This window comes from Phaeodactylibacter xiamenensis (assembly GCF_965229835.1).
Taxonomy (GTDB): domain Bacteria; phylum Bacteroidota; class Bacteroidia; order Chitinophagales; family Saprospiraceae; genus Phaeodactylibacter; species Phaeodactylibacter xiamenensis.
The window spans coordinates 4,785,083-4,808,517 of record NZ_OZ245931.1 but is presented as its reverse complement, the minus strand read 5'-3'; the positions used below and the strand labels follow the sequence as shown (position 1 = coordinate 4,808,517).

Annotated in this window: 8 protein-coding genes; 2 read left to right on the top strand and 6 right to left on the bottom strand. The window is 51.4% G+C overall.

Features of this window, described 5'->3' with window-relative positions:
- Positions 1-194: 194 nt before the first annotated feature.
- From ACO08I_RS18315 to ACO08I_RS18290, 6 genes are all read right to left on the bottom strand, one after another.
- On the bottom strand, positions 195-1,121 hold the full coding sequence (locus ACO08I_RS18315) for a PorP/SprF family type IX secretion system membrane protein (protein WP_421946705.1): 927 nt from the start codon (positions 1,119-1,121) through the stop codon (positions 195-197).
- Between the two features lie 65 nt (positions 1,122-1,186).
- Positions 1,187-9,367, bottom strand: coding sequence for a cohesin domain-containing protein (locus tag ACO08I_RS18310; RefSeq protein ID WP_421946704.1), 8,181 nt, complete (start codon positions 9,365-9,367; stop codon positions 1,187-1,189).
- A 63-nt stretch (positions 9,368-9,430) separates the two neighbouring features.
- A complete protein-coding gene (locus ACO08I_RS18305) occupies positions 9,431-10,225 on the bottom strand; it encodes a cohesin domain-containing protein (protein ID WP_421946703.1) in 795 nt (264 codons plus the stop codon).
- 215 nt (positions 10,226-10,440) lie between these two features.
- A complete protein-coding gene (locus tag ACO08I_RS18300) occupies positions 10,441-17,847 on the bottom strand; it encodes a T9SS type A sorting domain-containing protein (protein ID WP_421946702.1) in 7,407 nt (2,468 codons plus the stop codon).
- A gap of 531 nt (positions 17,848-18,378) precedes the next feature.
- Positions 18,379-19,047 carry a response regulator gene (locus ACO08I_RS18295; protein WP_044219360.1) on the bottom strand — a complete coding sequence of 223 codons (669 nt, stop codon included), beginning with the start codon at positions 19,045-19,047 and terminating at the stop codon, positions 18,379-18,381.
- Between the two features lie 430 nt (positions 19,048-19,477).
- A complete protein-coding gene (locus ACO08I_RS18290; RefSeq protein ID WP_044219357.1) occupies positions 19,478-20,146 on the bottom strand; it encodes a 4'-phosphopantetheinyl transferase family protein in 669 nt (222 codons plus the stop codon).
- Positions 20,147-20,229: 83 nt separating this feature from the next.
- On the opposite strand from ACO08I_RS18290, the gene ACO08I_RS18285 reads away from it, so the two are divergent.
- Positions 20,230-21,162 (top strand): WD40 repeat domain-containing protein, encoded by a 933-nt coding sequence (locus ACO08I_RS18285; RefSeq protein ID WP_282781020.1) that lies wholly within the window; start codon positions 20,230-20,232, stop codon positions 21,160-21,162.
- Positions 21,159-23,435 carry a glycoside hydrolase family 113 gene (locus tag ACO08I_RS18280; RefSeq protein ID WP_421946701.1) on the top strand — a complete coding sequence of 759 codons (2,277 nt, stop codon included), beginning with the start codon at positions 21,159-21,161 and terminating at the stop codon, positions 23,433-23,435. The genes ACO08I_RS18285 and ACO08I_RS18280 overlap by 4 nt, the downstream gene beginning before the upstream one ends.

Genomic DNA, 23,435 nt, shown 5'->3' with positions numbered 1-23,435 from the left:
GTTTTAGGCAATCATTTGCCCGGCAGCATAACATGTTACACGGCCTGTCTTTTTGAAGTGTTTCACTAATATCACCGAATTAAGATGTAGTAGCAAGACGGAGCCACAGCCCAATGACCGGGGCGATCTTAACCTATTCAGTGATTATATAGCAAACACCTTGCCAAACATTCAACCCTCAGCAGGAAATGCCATTAGTAACGGCGGCGCTTCTTGGTATCCCGCTCAAAACCGAGGATCAGGCTGATTTCGTGGGAGCCGTTATTGTAGCTCTGAAACTGCTGAAAGAAGACGTCGTAGCTGTAGTAAATCTGAATGTTGCTGGTCTCCCCCATAGATAGCTGAGTGCCCAGAAGAATACCCAATGCACCTAGCGAACGGTAAGACAGACCTGTTGTCAGCTGATTGTCCATGAACCGGGCCATCAGATTGATATCAATTTGGGAAGGCACGTCCCGAACGTTCCGCAGCATAACAGATGGCTCAAAGGAGAAATCCAGATCTTCCACCTCCATCCTGTGGCTGGCAAAGAAGGTGTAATACTCCAGAATAGACTCGTCTGTGTCCTGAGAAATGCGGGACCGGACCAGATTAGTGAAAGAGAGCCCTACCCGTGTGTTTTCACCAAACGAGCTGAAGAACCCTAAGGCGGCGTCGAACTCGCCTTCGCCATTCATAAAGTCTTGTACCAGCTGATCGTTAAAATCAACAAAGTTGTTGGTCATAACGCTGTTGTCAAGCGTCATTTGCTGGTATTCTGCCTGGAATCCAGCTGCCAGTTTGATATTATCGCTGATATCAAACCGGAAGGCATAGTTCAGGTGTGCACGCAGGCGCTGCAATTGCGCAGCAGACTCGGTTAGGACGCCTACACCCAGGCCAAAGTTATCTCCCAGCGGACCATTGTACTGCGCTGCATAGGTGGTAGGGGCATCCGAAAAACCCGACCACTGTGCCCGGGCGTTCAGCTGCAGCTGGTAGGAATTGTCGAAACCTACTGCACTGGGGTTGATCAAAACCGGCGTCAGGTTGTAATGCCCGAAAATGGCTTCATCCTGAGCCGTTGCCAACTGCCAGGTCGCCAGGCAGCAAAAAAGGAGGAGTAGAAATTTACTTTTCATCGTCAAATCGGTTGAGGGTTGAAGAATGGAGCAGGGGCAGGAAGCCACCTGCTCCGTATATCTTATTAATCTTCACGAAGAATAGTCAGTGAACCTCGCTGCTGACGAGGGTTGCCTTCCGGGTCGGTATAGTCCAGTACGTAGTAGTACGGCCCTTCCGGCAGTGGTGCACCATCCTGAGTGACACCGTTCCAGGTGTTGTCGTAGTTATTCGCTTCAAATACCAACTGTCCCCAGCGGTTGAAAATCTGCAGGTGGTTATCCGGGAATTCATTGACACAGAGGATGATGAACTCTTCGTTGGCACCGTCATTGTCTGGTGTAAGGATAATGCGGTCTGAGAAACATGGGAAGCGCCGGTCTTCCACCCGAACAGAGGTATTCTCAGAGAGGCAGCCATTACGGTCGCGCACCTGAAGGAAATACTCGCCGAAGCAAAGATCAAGCAGCTGTGCATCCTGTAGGTCAGACTGTCCCCAGTTGAAAGTGTAAGGGCCAGTACCGCCGTCCACGATAGCCTCCACGGAACCGTTACAGCCCTCTGTCGCGGGTTCCGTCTCAAAGGTTACAGTGATCGGTTCCGGATTTTCGACCTCGAAAGTAGCGGTCTGCTGGCAATTATTGCCGTCGAGTACGGTCACGGAGTAGGCGGCCGGCTCCAGTTGAGTAATGCGGTTTCCAAAACCACCATTGCTCCAGAAGTAATCCAGTGGCTCAATACCGCCATCGACATTTGCCGTAATAGCACCGTTTCTGCCGTCGTGGCAAAGCACATCCTGAATGAAGGCTTCTACCTCAATAGTATCGGGTGCAGTGAGCTCGATCTGATTGGTTGATGTACAGCCTACTTCATCTTGTACCATCAGCTGGTAAGTACCTGCAGGCAGGTCTTCAATATTTTGTCCGGTACCGACCAGCATACTGGTTTCCACATTGGTCCACTCGTACAAATAGCCGCTGCTGCCTGTGGCTGTAGCACTTAGTGCTCCGTCCGCAGCATCCGGACAGCTAACATCAAAACCATTGTAGTTCTCCTCAGAAGTGATCGCCACGGCCAGAGCAGACTCTGTCTCGATGACTACCTGACGGGTCAGCATATTACCTGATGCCTCGGTGATGATCAATGTATAGGTCCCTGCGATGAGCCCTGTTGGGTCCTCCATGTTAGAAACCTGATTACCGTTGGCATCATTCCAGACAAAAGTATAGTTCGGATCACCACCAACTACGTCTATGTCAATAGCGCCGTTGGTGTCATCCGGACAGCTTGTAAATTCTACGTCGCCAACCTGCACGTCGAAGTTGTTGATGAATATAGAATCCACTTCGATAATACAGCCATTGGCATCGGTCACTGTTGGCACGTACCACTGATCAGCACAAAGCCCGCCAATACTTGCCCCTATGCTGCCGTTGTTCCAGTTGACTGTATACTGAGGTGTACCACCGGAGATGCTTACGGAAATCTGTCCATTACAGTTCCCCTCTGTTGCATGCCGGTAGTCTGGTGCCTGAACCTGAAGCGGTGCCGGGCTCGGAATCGAAATCGTTGTAGTCGTTTCACTGCCCAGCAAATCAGTAATCACAATCATGGTAGACCCCGGAGGCAGATCATTGACGGTAAAGGTATTATCAGTGGCAGTGTAGGGCGTCACCTGCCCTTCTGAATCCGTGATTTCAATCGTATAGTTTGGTACGCCACCATTGATCTGGATCTCCAGCGAACCGTCCTCTGTGTTAGAACAGGTCGTGCCTACCGCAGTTATCTCTGGCGCTCCCATTGGATCAGCGAAGTACACATTGAAGCAGGTATCCTTGCTACAAATATTGTTGAAGTTATTATCGGTGATTGTCACGCAGTACTCACCAGTTCCCAGGTTTGTAATACTGGGGTCGTTTGCGCTAAAGCCGTTGGGGCCGCTCCATTGGTATGTCAGCGGGCTTGTACCGCCAGTGGCATTCAGTGTTATGGAACCATTGGTATTGGTTGATGAGCCAGTGACCGGGATCAGAGTTGGGTTGAAGTTGATCTCAGGCGACTCGTCCACGATGAAGGTCATACTCGCCGTTTCGTTATTGCTGTCCGTTACAGTAACGGAATAGCTACCTGCGGTAAGCCCGGTTGCCGTTGCTCCGGTTGCCGTTGTGCCCGTCCAGGCATAGGTATACGGAGGCACCCCTCCGTCTGCGTTCAGCTCAATTGCACCTGTAGCTTCACCAAAGCAGGCATCGGTAATGTTGCTGTTGATCCGAAGCACTTGTTCAACCGCAACACAAGCAGTTGTCGTACAATCGTTCGCATCTGTGATGGTGACGCAGTACTCGCCCTGCTCATTGAGGTTGACAAGGCTGGAAGCGGAAGAATTGAAGTTGCCCGGGCCTGTCCAGCTGTAAGTGTACGGCATAGTACCGCCATTTACCTGCAGGTTTACCGCACCATCCAGTCCCTGATCAATCGGTGTTGCATCAATATTCTGGACGGCGAGCGCAGCGTTCGGTTCATCTATGGTATATACTTCCGATGCGGTACAGTTATTCACATCTGTGACAACAACCGTGTATTGGCCTGCGACCAGGTTGGCCACCAGGCTTTGGTTGCTGGAGAAGTTGTTGGGCCCGGACCAGCTATAGCTGAACCCACCGTTGCCGCCGGAAACAGCCAGGTTAATCACACCTGTTGCTTCTCCTGCGCAGCTTACATCGGTTACTCCTTCAAGCAAGTTGATAGGGCTGGCGTCGTCTATCTGAAAGCTGGCTGTACTCTGGCAGCTCGCGTCATCTAGTACCGTTACGGAGTAAGTGCCGGGAGAGAGGTTGTTCAGGGTTGAAGCCCCCGGAACACCAGGTGCCGTGCTCCAGAAGTAGTTAGCTGTGCCTACCGCACCACTGACAGAAAGTGCAATAGAGCCATCATTTTCGCCGGCACAGCTCTCGTCCTCCACAGTTGAGTTTATGGTGCCGCCCTGACCTGTGCCGTTAGGCACGTTGTAGCAATTTTCAGCAGTACAGCCATTCTCATCGGTAACGGTAACACAGTAGGTGCCGCCAGGAAGGTTACTTGGATTGGTCTGCCCGGATTGAATGCCGCTATCCCATGAGATGGTGTAGCCCGGGTTGCCACCGGAAATATTCAGGTTAATCGCACCATTAGTTCCATTTAAACAAGTGGGTGCGGTAACACCGCCGCTCAAGGAAACCGCGCTGGATGGACCATCTACCGTGTAGGTAGCAGTTGTTGTCAAGCCTCCGCTGCCCATATCGGTAACAGTAACTGTGTAATTACCGGCAGCAAGGTTGTTAATTGTAGCTGTTGTGGCGTTGTTATTCCAATTGTAGCTGTAGGGGCCGCCTGTACCACCATTAACGGTCAGCGCAATGGCACCTGTGTTCTCTCCGAAACAGTCTACATCAGTAATATTCACCTGTGCAATACTTGGAGGTTGCACGGCAGATATCGTAATCGTACCAGGCAGGCTGTTGAATGGGATGACATCGCCGTTGCTGTCTGATATCTCAATGGGGGTCACGCTACTGGAGAATGTAATGTCGGACATATCGCCGTCATCGCCAATAGCGGTGAAACAGATTTCAAACAGTGCCGCGCCATTTGGCAGGTTGACCGGTGTGATAGACTGGCTAAACCAGTTCACCGAGATATTGCCTGCTCCGATTTGGGTGGGCGTACCGAAGTTGCCCGCCAGTGAGAAATCCGGAATTGAGGGGTTAAGGTTGCTTATGTTTTGGAAACTCAGCTGGGTTTGATCGTAGTTGATCGTAAAGGCAAAACCAACCACATCCAGGAAATTCAGCACGTTGACCGGCACGCATACCTGATCGCCGGGCTGTACGGTCTGATCCGGGATAGAAAGCCGGAAACCATCAAAGGCAGAGTTGATACAAATCGTGCCCTCTTCCCCACTAAAGCTGAGGCTACCCAGCGTACTGCTGGTAAAGTTGATAGGCTCAGCCGAGCCTGTTATGACGACGTCTGAGCAAGTATCTTCTGTGCCAATTGCCGTGAAGCACAAATCGAAGAGTACAGTGCCATTGGCTAATGTAGCAGCAGCACCACTCCAGGATATTGAAATGACACCAGGTGTTGACGTGTTGATATTGGCTGCTGTGAAGTTAGGCAGCATGGAGGTAATGGCATTGAGGTTATCGAACTGCAGCTCGTTTGCATCATACTCCAGTGTGAAGCCAAAATCTGTAATATCCGTAAAGGCATCCACTGAAACCGGGACACAAACGGCGGCATCAAGATCTACGGAGGCGTCTCCAACTTCAACCTGCACTTGTCCTGGCACACCATCCTCGATGCAAACGGTGCCATCTTCGAAGAAAGCAGGAATGACATTCTCGTCAGCGTCAGAAAACTCAATAGCTGCAACATCCGAGGTGAATTCCAGGTCCGAACACGACCCGTCTACTCCAAGTGCTGTGAAGCAAACCTCAAAGAGTAGTTCGTTGTCGGGGAGGGAAGTGGGGATCAAGCTATTCTCAAACCAGTTGACGGTAATGAAGCCAGCGCTTGGATTACCGATGTTGCCGGCAGTCGTAAAACCAGTCAGATTGGTGGTCAGGTTAGTGACCTGATCAAAAGACAAGTGCGTCTCATCATAATTGAGTGTGAAAGACATACCGACGATGTCCTCGAAATTCTGGACCGTAACCGGAACGCAGAAAGACTCAGCAGGCCCTACATCAATGCTACCTGCGGTGAGCGTCAGGTCCGTTGTTACACCCGTAAAGGTGATGGTACCAGGGTCACTGCCAAAAGGAATAATATCTTCGTTCGCATCCGAGAACTCGATAGCGGCTACATCTGAAGTAAACTCAATATCAGAAGTAATGCCGCTACCGGTTGCGGTGAAGCAAATATCAAAAAGTACTTCCCCGTCCGGAAGGTCCGTGGGAGTCAGGCTGTTCTCAAACCAGTTGACTGTGATAAACCCGGCACTTGGCGTACCTATGTTGGCCGCTTCTGTGAAGCCAGGCAAATTAGAAGTGAGGCTGGTAATATCGTCCAACGCCAGTACATTGGGGTTGTAACTGATCGTAAAGGACATACCGACCACATCTTCAAAATTGAACGCCTTCACGGAAGTACAAAACTGATCGCCGGGGTCAACGGTTTGATCGTCAATTGTCAGGAATAGCCCCGTTGGTGCAGGGTCACCTGAAATAGTAATGGTCCCGTTGTCAATAACCGGAGGAATTACATTTTCATCGGCATCTGAAAACTCAATGGCAGCGACTTCAGAAGTGATATCCACTGCAGCTGAACCACCGCCCAATGCTTCAAAGCACACTTCGAAGAGCACTGTCCCATTTGGCAATGAAGTAGGCGTGAGGCTATTCTCAAACCAATTGACCGTGACTTGCCCGGGCCCGGGGTTGCCAATATTACCAGCTACGCTAAAGCCTGGAAGGTTACCAGTCAGGTTTTGGACATTCGTGTAGGTCAGCAGTGACTCATCATAGCTTACGGTGAAGGACATACCGACCAGATCTGTGAAGTTGTCTACTGTAACAGGCACGCATACTGTTTGGCCTTGATTGGCAGAAGCATTACCAACTGTCAGGGTGAGGTCGCCGGTTGGAGGCGGCCCGCCGTTGATCGTCACGGTGCCATCGTTTGAAACCAGCGGGATCACATTCTCATTGATATCGGAAAACTCGATCGCCGCTACATCTGAGGTAATCTCCACATCAGTTGTACCAGAGCCAATCGCGTCAAAGCATACTTCCAGTAACACACTTCCATTGGGCAGGGTGATGGGCGTCAGGCTGTTCTCGAACCAGTTGATGGTGACAAAACCAGGGCTTGGGTTCGCAATATTACCTGCCACACTGAAGCCCGGAAGGTTGCTGTTCAGGTTGCTCACGCCGGTATAGCTCAGCTGTGATGCGTTGTAGCTCACGGTGAAGGACATCCCAATGAGATCCTCAAAGTTATCGATCTCCAGTGCAAGGCATACGTTGTCGCCCTGGTTGACGGTCGCATCCTCGACTGTCAGGGTGAGGTCACCGGTTGGAGGCGGCCCGCCGTTGATCGTCACGGTGCCATCGTTTGAAACCAGCGGGATCACATTCTCATTGATATCGGAAAACTCGATCGCCGCTACATCTGAGGTAATCTCCACATCAGTTGTACCAGAGCCAATCGCGTCAAAGCATACTTCCAGTAACACACTTCCATTAGGCAGGGTGATGGGCGTCAGGCTGTTCTCGAACCAGTTGATGGTGACAAAACCAGGGCTTGGGTTCGCAATATTACCTGCCACACTGAAGCCCGGAAGGTTGCTGTTCAGGTTGCTCACGCCGGTATAGCTCAGCTGTGATGCGTTGTAGCTCACGGTGAAGGACATCCCAATGAGATCCTCAAAGTTATCGATCTCCAGTGCAAGGCATACGTTGTCGCCCTGGTTGACGGTCGCGTCCTCGACTGTCAGGGTGAGGTCACCAGTTGGAGGCGGCCCACCGTTGATCGTCACGGTGCCATCGTTTGAAACCAGCGGGATCACATTCTCATTGATATCGGAAAACTCGATCGCCGCTACATCTGAGGTAATCTCCACATCAGTTGTACCAGAGCCAATCGCGTCAAAGCATACTTCCAGCAACACACTGCCATTGGGCAGGGTGATGGGCGTCAGGCTATTCTCGAACCAGTTGATGGTGACAAAACCAGGGCTTGGGTTCGCAATATTACCTGCCACACTGAAGCCCGGAAGGTTGCTGTTCAGGTTGCTCACGCCGGTATAGCTCAACTGTGATGCGTTGTAGCTCACGGTAAAGGACATTCCAATGAGGTCCTCAAAGTTATCGATCTCCAGTGCAAGGCATACGTTGTCGCCCTGGTTGACGGTCGCGTCCTCGACTGTCAGGGTAAGGTCCGTATTTACCGAGTTAACGTTGATCGTCCCTCCCTGTCCATTGAAGTCGATAGCGGTACCGTTTGCCGTTTGGGCACTTGAAGCACCACCAAAGGATAGGCTGGCAGTGCCGGCAGCGGTGCCGGTAAAGCAGAGTTCAAATATTGTCGTGCCATCAGGCTCTGTTACGCCCGTTCCGTTTGACCAACTTAGTGTGATCACACCAGGCGTAGACGTATTGAAGTCTGATGCCTGCAAGCCCGGAAGATTGATTCCGGTGATTGAGCCGAAGTCCAGCCGTGCATCATTATAATTAATGGTTAGTTGCAGGGCACCGATGTTTTCGAAGTCAGATACGCGGACATCCACGCAACCTGTCTGGCCTACATTGACTGTGGTGTTGGTCAAATCCAGTGTCACCTGAACGTCCTGCACCACAACCGCGCCGTTTTGTCCTATGAAATCAACATTTTCCCCATCTCCATTTGTAACAGCAATAGCTACGGGGTTGTCAGAAAAAGCAAGGTTTGCTGTTCCCGCCTGTACACCAGTGAAGCATAATTCGAATATGGCTGCTCCATCGATCAGGGAAATACCAGTGGCGTTGGACCAGTCAAGGGTAATCACTCCGGGAGTAGTGGTAGTAAAATCACTTGCATCCAAACCTGCCAGGCTAAAGCCACCGACCGAGCTAAAATTCAGTAAGCTTGCGTTGTAGGTAATGCTGAATGCAACATCTGTGATATTTTCGAAATCCTGTACTTCTACTTCCAGGCAACCTGTTTCGCCAACGTCTAACGTTATGTTATTAATGCTAAAGGTTGTTTCAGGTGTAACAGTGCCGCAGTTGCCGCCGCTAACGGTGACGGTCGCATTTTCGGGGTTGAGGCTAACATTTGTAAAGCTCCCGTTAAGTAATTCAATACCTGGGGTCGGTGGGCCGGAAAACTGTATATCTGAAGTACCACAGCCCACTGCCTGAAATTCGAGGGTAAACAAAACCGTCCCATCGGGAAGGTCAAGGGTTATAAAAGAAGGATGGAACCAGGAAACGCCCATACCATTAGCAGGTACGTTGCTGGAGCCACCGGGGTTTGGTGTACTAAATGCCGCAGCCAGGGTAAATCCCGGGATTGTGGAGTTGACATTTTTCACCTGTTGGAACTCAATAATTGTAGAGTCCCAGGTAACGCCGTACTGCATGCTCAGGATGTTTGTGAAGTCTGACACGGTAATGTCTACTTCAAAAATATCATCCGGTTGTACATCATTAGAGGTTGGTGAGATTGTAAAGGTAGGCTGCTGTGCAGACATTGACACTACACAGAATAATAAGCCCGCCAGAAGGCTGGTAAATACTTTGTCCATCGGTGCTCGGAATTTGGGATGTTAGGAAAATGGCGAATCGGTTTTACGCCAACTTCAAAAAAACTAGAGGACAATCAGTTTATAGGTAACTAAAAAATCGGTTGACTTAATTTCAAGGTAGTAATTGCCTGACTGGCCAAAAACTGTTCGGTCCAGATCAAGCGTGTGTAAGCCCGGGTCAAAGGACTGCTCGCGCTGCATGACCACCTGCCCCTGTGCATTGAGGATACGCAGAGTACCGCGATCTACGCGCTGCTTAAAGTCCAGGCTAACCTGAGTTTGCTTTTCAAAAGGATTAGGAGCACAGGTAATTGCTACGGTTTCTCTTCCTTTCCGGTCCAGCAAGTCCGAAATACCTTCGATGCTTATTGCCCCTGAGATGAAGTCGACTTCGAGCTGCTCTTCCTCTGCATTGGCAAATTCCACGATCACTGGAAATCCGGAAAAACGAATAGAATCAATAGTTGATTCTTCTTCAACCACTTCAAGCTCTATGGAAAACAAGGTGGCATCATCCTCAAGTGAGACGGGCTGAATAGCCGGGTCGAACCACAAAAAGCCCAGATAGCCACTATCGACCTGGGCATAGCTGAAGTTTTCTATAGAACTTGTCAGTTCTGCGCCCAGCACAGCACTATCTCCTTTGATTCTAAACAGCTTGGTGTCCCAGTTAACACTGAACTGACAACCTACGACTGAATCGAAGTTCTGCACTTTTATTTCAACAGTAAATTCTTCATCAGGAGTTACCGTGTGGCTGGTAGCATAAACAGCTACTTGTGCAGACACACAGAATGGCAGGAGTAGGAGGAAAGGAACCGCAAGGAGGGTCCTTACAGGAGGTATTGTTTTTGTCATGGGATCATGAGATTATTAATTCCAGTGCAAGGTAGCAATTTTTAAGTACAAAGGAAAGTGACACCTTTAAGTATTTAGTTTGTACGGATTAAATCTCAAAAAGGTTTCACTAAAACCAGAAAGGCCGGGCGCCCTTTCGGATGCCCGGCCTCCCGGTCTGCCCACTGCGGGCGCCGCCTAAGCAGCGCCCGCCGGGCTATATCTCAAAGAGATGGTTACTTGATGATTACCATCTTCTTCGTTGCTGTGTAGTCACCAGTTTCAACAGTGTAAGATACTACGCCTGTCGCCGCCAGCTCAGAAGACTTAACCGTGATGTGGTTGTAGCCCTTAGAGCCGTCCTGGCGGTACAGTTTCAGTACCTTGCCGGTTACGTCGCTGATGGTGATCGTCACCTGTGCTGCCTCTGGCAGGTTGAAGCCGATCACAGTCTCGCCCTTGAATGGGTTCGGCTGGTTCTGGTACAGCTCGAAGCCTGCGCCCGCTACAGTACCGGTGCTGAACTCGATCGCTACGTCCTGGAAGCTGCCGTCTTTGCCGTAAGCTTCTGCCTTCGTAACTGCTGAGCTTACGCCCAGTACTTCGCTCAGCATCACGTCGCTGTTTGCGCGCAATACCAGTGTGAACAGCTCTGCATCAGATGCTTCGCCGTTCCAGCTTGTCGTGATCATGCCTTCGCCCAGGTAAGACAGGCCGAAGTTGTCTTCAGTAGCTACACCGCTTACGATGTCTACCAGCTCTACGCCGTTGCTCAGCGTCAGCGTCGCCTGGTAGCCCTCGATGCGTGCCAGCTCAGCAGCTGTGAAGCTTACGCGGTACTCATTGCCCGCCTTCAGCTCCTGCTCGTCTGTCTGCAGTGCAAAAGTGCCTTCGTAGCTGCGCTCGTCAACTACTGCAAAGCTGTTCGCTGTTGCATCTCCGTTCACATCACCAATCTTCACCGCTACGAAGTCCGCATCCATGATGCTTGTCGCAGGCAGGTCGTTGATGTTGATCACTTCCGGGAACTGCTCTGCCCATGGGTTAGATGGGTCTGGGAAGACATAAGCTTCCTCTACAAAGCGCCAGCTTGTGTTGTTAGAGAACTCTGTATCGATCGACAGGATCAGCTTGCGCAGCTGGATCAGGTCCAGCGTCGTGATAGAGCCAGAGTTGTTAACGTCCGCTGCGATGCGCTGGTATGGCGTGCTCAGCGGGCCAACGCCCAGGATGTGCTTGCTGATCAGTACCAGGTCGAACGTAGACACACCGTTGAGGTAGTCGCCGTCGCGCTGTGGCGTGATCGTGTAGTCAAGCCCTGCTGTCAGGTTCGTGAATACGTAAGCGCCGTCGTTCTCTGTTGTCATCTCATCAGATGCCTGGCCGGAAAGGCTGACCTGTACATCTTCTACCGGCTCGTTGTCCTCAGTATTGACTGCACCGGCTGCCATTGGTGCTGCTGCACCGCATACGCCCATGTTGTCCTGTACCAGGATGTAAGTCTCGCAGAAGTCGCTGTTGCCAGCTGCGTCGTACGCCCAGATCTCGATCACCAGCGTGCCTTCGTCGTCGCAAGTCAGCACAAGGCCGGTCTGGTCAGGGTTGTTAGGCTCGCCTACGCGGTTGATAGAGTACTTGATCGGCTCAGAGCAGTCGCCCGCCTGAGTGGAGAAGTCGACAAAGTCGCTCGCCCAGATCTCAGCCATGCCTGCGCCCGGGTCCGGCAGGTTGTCGCCGTCCTCGTCTACTGGCATCAGCTCGATCGCAATGCCGTTCAGGCAGAATGGCGCTGGCGCCTTGCAGTCGATGATGTCGAATGGCAGGATCGCAAGGTCTGAGTTGCCACAGCCGTCCAGTACGTGCACTTCGAACGCGTGGCTGCCGATTGGCAGGTCGTTCACTGTGATCGTGTAGTCTGGGTAAGAACCAGATACCACGCCTGTCAGCTCCACAAGGTCGCCGCTCAGGAATGGGTCAAGGAACACCTTGATCGTCAGGTCGTCTGGCGTACAGTCCTCATCGATGCTGAACGGATAAGTCACGTTCGCATCACAGTTCACGTTGTCCAGTGAGCAGAATGCGTCTGCCTGCGTGAAGCTGATCTCAGGAGCGGTGTCGTCGTATACCTTGATGATCTGAGTGTACTGGTAGTAGCCAGTCTCGTCATACTCGAAGCTGTAGTAGTCGTTCGATACGCCACAGAAGTTGATGCCTGGTACGTTGTTGTCAGGTGTCTCGTCTGTGTCCTGGTCGAAGTAGATCTTGCCGTTCGGGCGTGCAAGCAGCCAGAAGCCGTTGCCGTTGTTCGCAATACGGTCGCCATCGCCTGGCGTTCCGTTGCAGTCCTCGTCGCGGCCCACGATGTAAGGGTCGCTCTCGCCGTCATACTGGCACCAGTTGATCACCTTCCACGTACGGAAGATCTTGTAGCACTCGTCGCCGGATGCAGAGAACTGCTCGTCGTTGCTTGTCACTGCAAGCAGGTCGCAGCCAAGCTCGTTGTACTCAACGGTGTCTGGCGTTGGCGTGCCACAGTTCGCCTCAGCGTCCTCTGGGAAGTAGATCTCGTAGTTGTGCACCTCATTGATCGTGATCACCTGCACACAGCTGTTCGTGCTGCTCAGGCCGTTCACGTCAGTGACGCGGAAGATACGAGTGATGGAGCCGTAGCCGCACTCCAGGTCAGCGTTCGATGCTACCTGCTGTACAGATGCTACGCCGCAGTTGTCTGCGCCCGTCGCCATGCCGAACAGGTCTTCCAGCTGGCCTGCGTCAGATGCGTCGAAGCCGTATGGCAGATCGTCGCAATCCACAACTACGTTGTCTGGCGCGTCACAGAATGGGTTGATCTTGTCCTCTGGCGTAACGCTCAGCCAGCAGGAGTTCTGGTTGCCGTACTGGTCGGTCACAACCAGTGTGATATCAGATGTAACGCCTACGTCACAGCAGAAGAAGTCGACGAAATCGCCGGTTACGCTGTTCTGCGTGCCACAAGTGTAAGTGACCGGGTTGAAGTTGTTGCGGAAGATCGCGATAGATACATCACCGCAGTTGTCCCATGAGCCTTCGTCCACGTCAGATGCGAACACCCGTGCAAGCGCTGGCTGGCCAGGCACGATGTTGCCGCCGCCGATGCTTACGTTCAGCTGGTCGTCGCATACTGCCACTGGCTCGATCTCGTCGATCACGGAGAATGGGCAGTAAAGCTCTGTCTCATTGCCACAGTCGTCTTCTGCCACATAGCGGAAGAAGTGGTCGCCGAATGGGATAGAGGATACAAAACGGTTCGCGCCAGGCTGGATTGTGCGCACCACTACGGTGTCGATCACAAACTGTCCGGTTGGCAGGCCGTACTGGTTGATCACCTCTTCCTCTGTTGTCGTCACGATCTCAGTGTATACCGTTACGTTAGAGCAGTTGTCGCTCACGCCTGGCATTGGCACTTCGAAAGATGCACCGCAAGAGAATGGGCTTGTAGAGTAAGCGATTGGCGTGCCCGCTGGGCAAGACACCTCTGGCGCTGTGTAGTCGCCTACTTTGATCAGCTGGTCGATGATTACTGAACTGCCTGGGTCGCACCAGTCGAATACCGTCCACTCCCGGCGGAACTTGAAGCGGCCTTCGCACTCGTCTACTGTCGGCAGGTCTTCGTAAGAAGCGCCGATGTTGCAGTAATTCGGAGCGATGTCAAAGATGCCGAACGCTGTGAAGATGAACGGATAGCCGGTCAGCTCTGGGCTTGGGTTGCCGTTCGCAAGCGTTGGGAAGTCTTCGTCGCACTCTACCACCACCGTGATCGGCGGGTTCGTCACGTCAGCAAGCGTCGGCTTGCGGAAGGTGATCTGCTGCTGGCACTCGTCTGTCAGCCCCTGGTCGTCAGTAGCCGTGAAGGAGCGCGTGATCACTACGTCGCCGCAGTCGCCGGAAGCTGTGAAGCTGTCCGTCGCTGTGATGTCTACGTTGTCGTCGCAGTTGTCCGTCGCACTTGGCGCGCCTACCCACTGGTAAGTGCCGCTGATGAATGCGGTCTCCTGTGCTACAGAACCTGCGTCGCCGCCGTAGATCTGGTCGAAGTCGTCACAGAATAATGGCAGTACCAGGTCTTCTGTAGTTGATGGCAGTGCAGAGAACGTCGTGTCATACTGGATCGTCCAATCTGGCAGCATCGTTTCTGTAAAGTTCCATGCGCCTACAAGGCCGTTGCCGTCGCTGAAGATCGTGTGCGTGTACGGGCCTACCTGCTCTGCATCTACGGAAGATACCAGTACAGTGTAAGTCTCGTATGGGCGCAGTGGGAGCGTCATGCGGATCGTTGGGTTGATGCCGCCCCCCACAGGGCCGAGGTTCGCGCTGTTCAGGTCCGCTGACGACGCCGTGAGGATATTCTCACAAGGGTTGTCAGGGTTGAAACCGCCCTGGAATACTGCTGTCGCTGCCCCTCCGTTCCAGCCGGCTGGTGCAGTCAGGTAAATTGTATATACATCCTCTTCGCTCACCTGGAACTCGATCAGATCGTAGTACTGTGGGCCTGCCAGTGGCGTGGTCACAGGGCCGAAGATGTTGAACAGGTAGTCGAGGAAGCAAGAGTAGTCCGCCAGCTCGATCTGTGGGTCAGACACTGTCAGCTCTCCGTCGATCGTCTGTACGGAAGCAGAGACCGTTGCAACGTCTGTGTCGTCCGGGCACTCAACAACTGGTGCGGTCTTGTCTTCGCCGGTGATGTAGCCCCAGCATGGCTCGAAGCCTGCTCCGAGGTCTGCACCAGAGAGGAAAGAGAAGTTAGTGATCTCTATCAAAGAAGTAACGCCACCTGTGGTAAAGCCGTCACCGTCAATGAGGAAAATCAGTGTCCAGCCTGCCTGAACCGCTTCGTTTATAGATCCCTGCAGAACGAATGGGTTGCCACCTGGCGTATCGTCCAGGTCAACGATCAGGTTACCATTCAAGTCAATGATAATGATGTCCTCAATGATAGAGTTCTCCTGCTCGATGTAGTAATCGAAAGATAAATCACCGTTTGCTGGCATAGCAATAGATGCTATCGCATCAGATAAAGCAGCACCTGGCGCACCACTGGTAAGAGTCAGTTGGTCAGCTGTGAAATCTACGTTAGCGCTGGACCCGAAATCAACATTCCAGTTAGCTGGCGCAAATGGGCCTTCAAAGCCTTCAGATAGAGTAGCGGCAGTCGTAATCTCATAGATAAACTGGCCGTGGCCGTCCAGAATGTTGCCGTTAGACGGGTCATTGTCGTTAACGATATCGATTATGAAGTCGCCATCTGTAGCACAGCCGAAGTTGCCTTCCAGTACCATGTCCGCTGTAATTACGCGGGAGCAGTTGTCATCAAGCGTAACATTGATATCGTCGTTGCACGCCAGGTTCGCTTGAGGAGCTGGTGCCTGTGTAACGCTTACTGTGAACGTTTCAGTACGGCTGTTGCCGGCTGCGTCTTGAGCATCAATGGTTACCGTATATGGCCCCATGTTGGCAGGAGCAGCAAGTACATAGGTATTGCCCATGTCCAGTACCAATGTAGCGGCACCGTCAACAGTAACTGTTGGGTCAAGGTCACCATCGCAGTTATCGATAGCCGATACGTTAAACGTCAGCATGTGCACTGGGTCACCGCATGGGTCAAGTGCAACGTTGATATTTTGTGATGGGTATACGATAATTGGAGCAGAGTTGTCAGGCTGGTCTGTTACCGTGAAGGTAGCAGTGCCTTCTGATACTGCACCGTTGCTATCTTCAAATGTAGCAACCAATGTGTAAGAGCCCGCTGGGATACCAGACAGGTTCCATACATACAGACCTGCTTCCGGATCAGATGCACCTGCATCGATTGCTGGAGCAGTCGCACCGTTCAGCGTGAATGTAGCACCGGAAAGGTCAAAGTCACAATCATCTGTGATCTGCACCTGGAAGCTCAAATCAGCACCAGCAGTACATGCAGGCTCCAGGAAGCTCAGGTTACCAGGCATTGTGATTTCTGCAGGCTGGTTGGCATCCTGTACAACAGATACAGAATGATCAACAGATACATCGCGGTAAGAGAATACAACGAAATAATCACCAGGAGTCATCACACCCGCTACCTCAAAGTAAGCGAAATCTTCCTCTGCCTCAACATAAGTCACGAAGAGATCAGCCTGAGCATCAGCGGTCAGACCAACTGCATTAATTTGAATATCTCCAAGTGTTAGACCACCTGGCACAATATCGCAATCATAGATGTTACCAGAGAAAGTAGCCAGTACATCATCAGCACAAGCAGGTACTGAGAACTGACCATTGCCGGAAACATCAACGATTGGAGCTGGGCTTGCAGCCTGAGTGATATCCACTACGAAGCTGTAGTTAGAACTGTTGCCGTAATCGTCAGTAGCCGTGTAAGCTACATCATATGTACCGACACCAAGTACACCACCGCTACCAGTGATAGCAGGGTCTGTATTCCCAGCATCGATAACCAGGTCTACGTCAAGGTCACAATCGTCAACAGCAGAAACGGTCCAGTTTACCGGAACCCCGCCATCCTGACAAGCAGGAATTTCAACGCTGATATTGCCTGGGCCGTAAATTTCAGGTGCACGTACGTCAAGTACTTCGATAGTGAAAGTCAGGGTCGTGTTGTTGCCATTCTCATCGGTTGCGCTAAGCGTAACAACGTTCGTGCCCACTGCAGCGAAGATATTCACAGCATAAGCCACGTCTACTGCATCCTGAGTTACTGAAGCCGTTGGGAATACGCTAGGGTTGTCATTGGTCACACTCGCTGTGAAGTCAATATCAGATGGCCCACCGCAGTTGTCGAATGGGAACACAGACCAAAGCAGCTGTACGCCGCACTCGCCCTCTGGCGGAGTGTACGTAAGCGTCGCGCCTGAGCCCAGATCAACACCACCGGCTGCAGTCACGTCCATACCTGGTGCCTGGCTGTCGGATGGCGTCAGCGTCTGAGTTGCTGAAACAGAAGAAACACAGCCCGTCTGGTCTGTGTTAAACTGGCAGCCGCCTGCTGAAGCCAAGGAAAGGTTCACCGTGTAGACTGTACCACCTACTGCGGCGTTCAGCCCACCGAAGGTTATGGTATTGCCCGCTGGCACGTTGAAGAAAGTGGTCCCGCCTACAGAGATATTGTAGGAAGCGCTACAACCATCATCATTCACCGTAACATCAAAGCTGCCGGAGAACTCGTCGCCTGGGCAAACTGGGTTGTTCACGTTGGTGATAGAAATCGTTGGCTGACGGTTCTGAATGTCCGCGCCATCGATTTGGCCAGTTGCAGATGAAACATTAGAAGCTGCACAGTTCGCAGTAATTGCGTAGTTGTAGGTCGTGCCTGGTGTCAGGGTACCTGCAACAATAGTCAGCTCAGTGGAAGTCATGTTGACAAAGTCGACAACCGGCTGGTTGCCATTCTCGATGTCAACGGTGTAAGATTGTACCAGGCCGCTTGGGTCCGTAATGTCCCAGTCCAGTACAACGACTCCATCACAGTTATAGCTCACATCTACGTTCGACGGTGTTGGACAATCCTGCGCAAAAGCCTGTGGAAGGCCCAGGAAAGTCAACAGCGCGAATGCAAATGCGCCTGCTAGCTGAGATGGAGAAACGAATGTAAACTTCGTTTTTTCCATAAGATCACGATTTGTTTGAAAAAATTAGGTTAAAAAAAAGGTCGTTAAAAATTATTGTGCGACACTTGCAGCAGTGCACCGTTGTACACTTGGCAGGCATCATCAAATGCTTAGGTCTGTTTTTAAAAACGGGGTCGTCGTATCTTGAATATTGAAACGCGGATAAAACCACCGCGGAATCATCTTTAAACAAACAAAGCTTATCGCCCGGAACTGATTAGGGCATAAGCGTCGTTCAACATTTAGTAACATCTAGAATGTCAGATGTTTCGTAAGATTAATTGTCTTTTCGTTTGGGCATGAAACATAAAGAAGAAAACCAGTAGATTTACCGATATACTCTTGATTCATGGGATTCTTATATTATTAGGCAAATGTAAAAAGACAAAACAGAAAACCAAACTAAATACCACACTCTTTTAAAATGTAAAATATCCGATTAGTCTTTTGTCTTTCTTTCTAAATATGGCTTAATACGGTACAAATATAAAGCTTTGACCAGAAACTTTTATACCCTAAACAGGGTAAATCTCAAATCAATGCATGATCATGTGCAGCCTTGATTAACCCGGCAGTGTTTGTCACTCCTAATTTGCGCATAATATTTTTTCTGTGCACACCTACCGTTTGGTCACTAATGAACAGCCGTTTACCGATTTCTTTATTGCTGAGTGCTTCTGCGATCAGGTTTAGAATTTCAAGCTCTCTTTTGGTGAGCATATGCTGGCTGACAAACTGATCTGAGCGTTCATAAGAAGCCCCTGCCGTTTTAAACCGTTTGCGCCGGCCAGTCTCATTGAGGAATACGCCGCTTCCAAAATAAGTTTCTTTTTTCCGGAGCGCTGAAATGGCTTTTTTTAACTCTCCCGGTGCCCGGTTTTTAAGCAGGTAGGCATCTGCGCCGGCTTTGAATGCGGTTCGGACCAATCTGGGCTGATCATACATGCTCAGGACTAAAATTTGTATCTCCGTGCCTTCTTTTCTCAGCCGTTTGATCACGTCCGGACCATCCATCTCCGGCATGTTCATGTCTATGAGTAACAGGTCAGGATTTTGCTGCTTTACTTTTTGATAGGCCTCAACTCCATTGGTCGCTACATCAACGACTTCAAGAAAGCTAAATGCCTCTTGCCGAAGTAGGCACTTTAAGCCTTCCAGAAAGATAGGATGGTCATCGGCTATGAGTGTCTTAATACTCATAATAGCATTTTTTTTTAGAGCCTGAAGCGGGCATTAGGCCCTTTTCAAACTCGCTGTTCATGGGAAATTTTACAACGCTAACACCGCAACAACTTCGCACATTCAAGTGCTGCGGGTAGCTCTTGTTTATCGAGATTACTCAAAGGGGGGCTTATAAACAGGCTGTCGAAAATGTTTATAAAAGGCAGATGTGAAATAAATGTACGCAAAAATACAAGTTTTTCCAAGTCCTCAGCCCTGACTTCAGTGGAAGCAGCCAGGACGTGGTGTCATTGATACCCGAGGGTGAACAGCTTATTTTTGAGATACCTGTGGGGAAAAGCGGCCGCTTAGGGGTGAGGGCTTACCAAGTGAGCCAGCAGTGGTTAAGGCGAAAACGCACGGTAGCAAGCCCCTTTTTTGCCGACATTACGCCAGTGCCTTCCTTCTGTCAGGGTTTTGAATGGCTTGTTCGTGGCTCGGCAATGGCATAAACCAAAATATACGAACCAACAGACTGGTAAGTAATGGAAAACTGCCGCTGATATGCCGCTTTGCTGACCTGCCCCCTTACCTTTCCTTCCCGGCCTTCGCCATCTATAGGCCCAATCGCCATATGCTGGCAGAAGTCAAGCTGCCGGCGGCCATAAGCCTTGTACAAAGACTCCTTAGCCCCCCAAAGTACGTGCAACTGAAACAAGCGCTCCTCAGGGTCTGTGGCAAGGTGGTCTAATTCAGAGGCATTCAAGAAACGCTTGGCCAAGCGTTCTATCTTGGGCACCCAATGTTGTATATCTATCCCTACCACCTCTGGGGCTGCAATTGCGGCAGCTTTGTCATGAGAATGGCTGATGGAGATTTGAAAAGGCGAATCTTCTAAATAAGGTTTGCCGTGTTCATCTTTTTGGAATAGTGCCCGTTTATCCCTGCCCGACATCTGATGGACCAATTGCCGGGCGGCCAGCCATTCCAGCCTTCTGCGCCCTTTTAAATTCTTAAACTGAGCTGCTTCCGGAGCACGCAAATCAAGGCGCCCAAGAAACCAATCTTCGGGTTCTTCAATATCCCAGATTCCGATCTCACCAACCGGCTCGATAGCATGATGCAAACTTAGGGGCATATTTTAATAAACTGTGCTTTATCAACTTTACAGCAACAAAAAAAGTACGTATTCTGTTTTTTTATTCAAAACCCAGCTGATCTATGCCTCGTCTTAAAGTTGCAAAAATTGCTCAACTCACTGGTCACAATGCTTCTGTTTTTGCCCTTGGCGAGGACCAATCGCCAAATACCTTCCTGTCTGGAGCCGGCGACGGATGGATCGTACGCTGGGATTTGAATGAGCCTGAAAATGGCAGGCTTATCGCAAAGGTGGAAACACAGGTCTTCTCTATTCTCCACCTTCCGGAACGCAATATGATGATTGCAGGCAACATGAACGGTGGCGTGCATTGGGTAGACCTTGAAAATCCAGAAAAAACCCGGAATATCGCTCACCACCAAAAGGGTGTTTTCGCTATTGAAGCCCTTGGAGACCACATCCTCACCGCAGGCGGACAGGGTATGCTGACCAAATGGGACCGGGCTACGGGTAAGGCCTTGGAAAGCTTACAACTCTCCAATCAGAGTCTCAGGAGTCTTGCGGTCTCCCCTAATCAAAAAGAAATCGCAGTAGGGTCCAGCGATAATAGTATTTATCTTTTAGATGCTCAGACCCTGTCCATCCGCCACCGTATCAAAAATGCCCATAGCAACTCTGTGTTTGCGCTGGCCTACCGGCCTGACGGCGCCTATCTCCTCAGCGGTGGCCGCGATGCCCACCTGAAGGTCTGGCAGTTAACGGATGTACCCAAATGTGTGGAGGAAAAGCCTGCTCATTGGTTTACAATCAACAGCATCGTGTTCAGCCCCTGTGGCCGTTGGTTCGCAACCGGCAGCCGGGACAAAACTCTGAAAATCTGGGATGCCGAATCTTTCGAGCTGCTCAAAGTACTGGAGACCATTAGGGACAAGGGGCACCTCAATTCCGTCAACCGGCTGTTCTGGACACCTTATCAAAACTACCTGATTTCTGCGAGTGATGATCGTAGCCTGATTATATGGAAGGTCAGCCCTGCTAACGACACCAACGTATGAAACGACTTAGTGCCCTGGCGTACTGTAGCCTTATCATAGCTCTATGCTTGCATTGCTCCGATCATAAGCAAATGGCGGCAAAAGCTTCCGTTGCCAACCTGCCACACCTGGATACCCTCAGGCAGCATTTGTGGCAGTCCAGAGCGATCACGGTAGTCTACCCGGCTTCCATGGATTCTACCCTGAAATCACTTTCCACCGCACTGCACCCTTTTAAAGTCCGCATGATAAGTGCGGAACAAGCACAACCGGAAAACCTGAAAGGCAGCCTTTTTCTGATCGGCACCCCGGAAAATAACCCCTGGATTTGTAACACACCCCTCCGCCCGGCGATTCACTTTCAGCCTCCATCCATACTGCTCAATAGCCAGATTATCCCGGAAGACGCTGTAGCCTTCCTCTCTTTTTACCCCAACCCGCACGCGCCTTACTTTCCGCTATTCCTGGCCACTGCAAATGACGAAAGGCAGCTCAGGGAGGCTCTCGCCCGACGAATGAGAGAAGGCTTTTCGGCTTTTGGCTGGGGGGGCTGGCAGTATGAGGTCTACCAGGGGCCTTACCGCATCCGGTGTGGAAAGTACCACCCTACAGACTGGACACTGTTGGCTGAACGACAGTTTCAGGCCGCTTCAACTGTGGTAGCACCTCCTTCCGCTGCCTGTTTTGAATACCACTGGCATGGCGACAGCACGAATAGGTCTGATTTTCGGTCGTTTGTGATGGCATGCGATCAGCAGGCAGCTGCTGTTCTGGCATTTTGTGACACGATTTGGCATGAGGCTTCAATTCCGGTTCACGGCTTCCCGGATATGGAAGCCAAAGGGCTTGCCCTAAACAACACGTCCCCCTTACAATTCAGTATTCAGGCCAACAGAATAGATGCTATTGCCAATTCGGTTTACAGTACCTCATGGCTGGGGCCCCAAAATCAATTTCTACTTCGGAGAATATTGGGAGCTCCCCGGTTCCCATTGCTTGAAGCAGGGCTTGCGCTTACTTTTAATCCAAGCTGGCAGAAACACGGGCTATCATACTGGAAAGACCGTTTGGCCCATACCGGGCTATTGCCCGGGCTGGCTGACCTGGAAGCATTCTGGGCCGACGAATACCAGTCGCCTTTTCTCAGGCAGCTCGCCGCAGCGGCCTTTTGCGACTTCCTGCTCCGGCACTGGGGAAAAGCCGCTTTTCTGGAAAACTATGCCAATTGGGCGCCCGATGCGGCGGCACTCCTTTCCATGGAGCCTCAGTGGCAGAGCTACCTTTCGGAAAATGCAATCATGCCTGAACCCCGGGAGGCAGGCACAGCCCCCTACCTGAAAGGCTTCAACTTCGCGCACGAGGGTTATGCCATTTACAACGGCTACGGCTCTAAACTCGCCGCCGGGATGCTACAGGAACAGTTCAGCCTCGGTGCCAATGCTGTGGCGATCGTCCCCTATTCGTATATGCGCTCCCCCAACGCGCCCCAGCCCCTGTCTATCATGAACCGAGCAGGGACTGAAAACGACGAGAGTGTCATCCGCGACCTCGTCTACGCCCGCCGGCTGGGCCTGCAAACCGTCCTTAAGCCACAAATATGGATGGGCGGTGGCCATTGGCCAGGAGATGTAAGGATGGACAACAAAGCGGACTGGGAGGCTTTCTTCAGGCACTACACCCGCTGGATTGTACACTATGCGCTAATGGCGGAACTTTATAATGCTGACGTTTTTTGTGTCGGTGTGGAGTTTGCACAGGCAACGCTCATAGAGCCTGATGCCTGGCGGGAAGTCATCAGAACCGTCCGGGCGGTTTACAGCGGCCGCCTGACCTATGCCGCCAACTGGGGGCCTGAGTTTGAAGAGCTGGCTTTTTGGGATGAGCTTGACCTGATCGGCCTGAATTGCTACTACCCGCTGAGTGAAGCCAAGCAGCCATCAGAGGCTGAGTTATCTGAACGTTTTGAACAGGTGCTTCAAAAGGCCCGGGCGGTTTCCAATACCTTTGGGCGCCCTCTGATCCTTACCGAAATCGGGTTCACAAGCACAGCAACCCCCTGGCAGCAGCCTCACCTTGACGGAGAAGGCGAAGCTTACTTAGGTTCAGCCCAGCTCCGGTGCTACCATATCGTCACACAAGCGCTCGCCAGATCTACTGACTGGTGCCGTGGCGTGCTTTGGTGGAAATACCCCAGCTACCCTACCCTCGGCGGTGAAGGGCATACTGGTTTCACACCGAACGACAAACCAACCGAAGAGCAGTTGCCTGAGCTCTTCGGCCGACTGCCTGAATAA

What these genes read in the sequence shown, in the direction of transcription:
- ACO08I_RS18280 (WP_421946701.1), top strand. Translation starts at nt 21,159, where the DNA reads ATGAAACGACTTAGTGCCCTGGCGTACTGTAGCCTTATCATAGCTCTA.
- ACO08I_RS18285 (WP_282781020.1), top strand. Translation starts at nt 20,230, where the DNA reads ATGCCTCGTCTTAAAGTTGCAAAAATTGCTCAACTCACTGGTCACAAT.
- ACO08I_RS18310 (WP_421946704.1), bottom strand. Translation starts at nt 9,367, where the DNA reads ATGGACAAAGTATTTACCAGCCTTCTGGCGGGCTTATTATTCTGTGTA.
- ACO08I_RS18290 (WP_044219357.1), bottom strand. Translation starts at nt 20,146, where the DNA reads ATGCCCCTAAGTTTGCATCATGCTATCGAGCCGGTTGGTGAGATCGGA.
- ACO08I_RS18305 (WP_421946703.1), bottom strand. Translation starts at nt 10,225, where the DNA reads ATGACAAAAACAATACCTCCTGTAAGGACCCTCCTTGCGGTTCCTTTC.
- ACO08I_RS18295 (WP_044219360.1), bottom strand. Translation starts at nt 19,047, where the DNA reads ATGAGTATTAAGACACTCATAGCCGATGACCATCCTATCTTTCTGGAA.
- ACO08I_RS18315 (WP_421946705.1), bottom strand. Translation starts at nt 1,121, where the DNA reads ATGAAAAGTAAATTTCTACTCCTCCTTTTTTGCTGCCTGGCGACCTGG.
- ACO08I_RS18300 (WP_421946702.1), bottom strand. Translation starts at nt 17,847, where the DNA reads ATGGAAAAAACGAAGTTTACATTCGTTTCTCCATCTCAGCTAGCAGGC.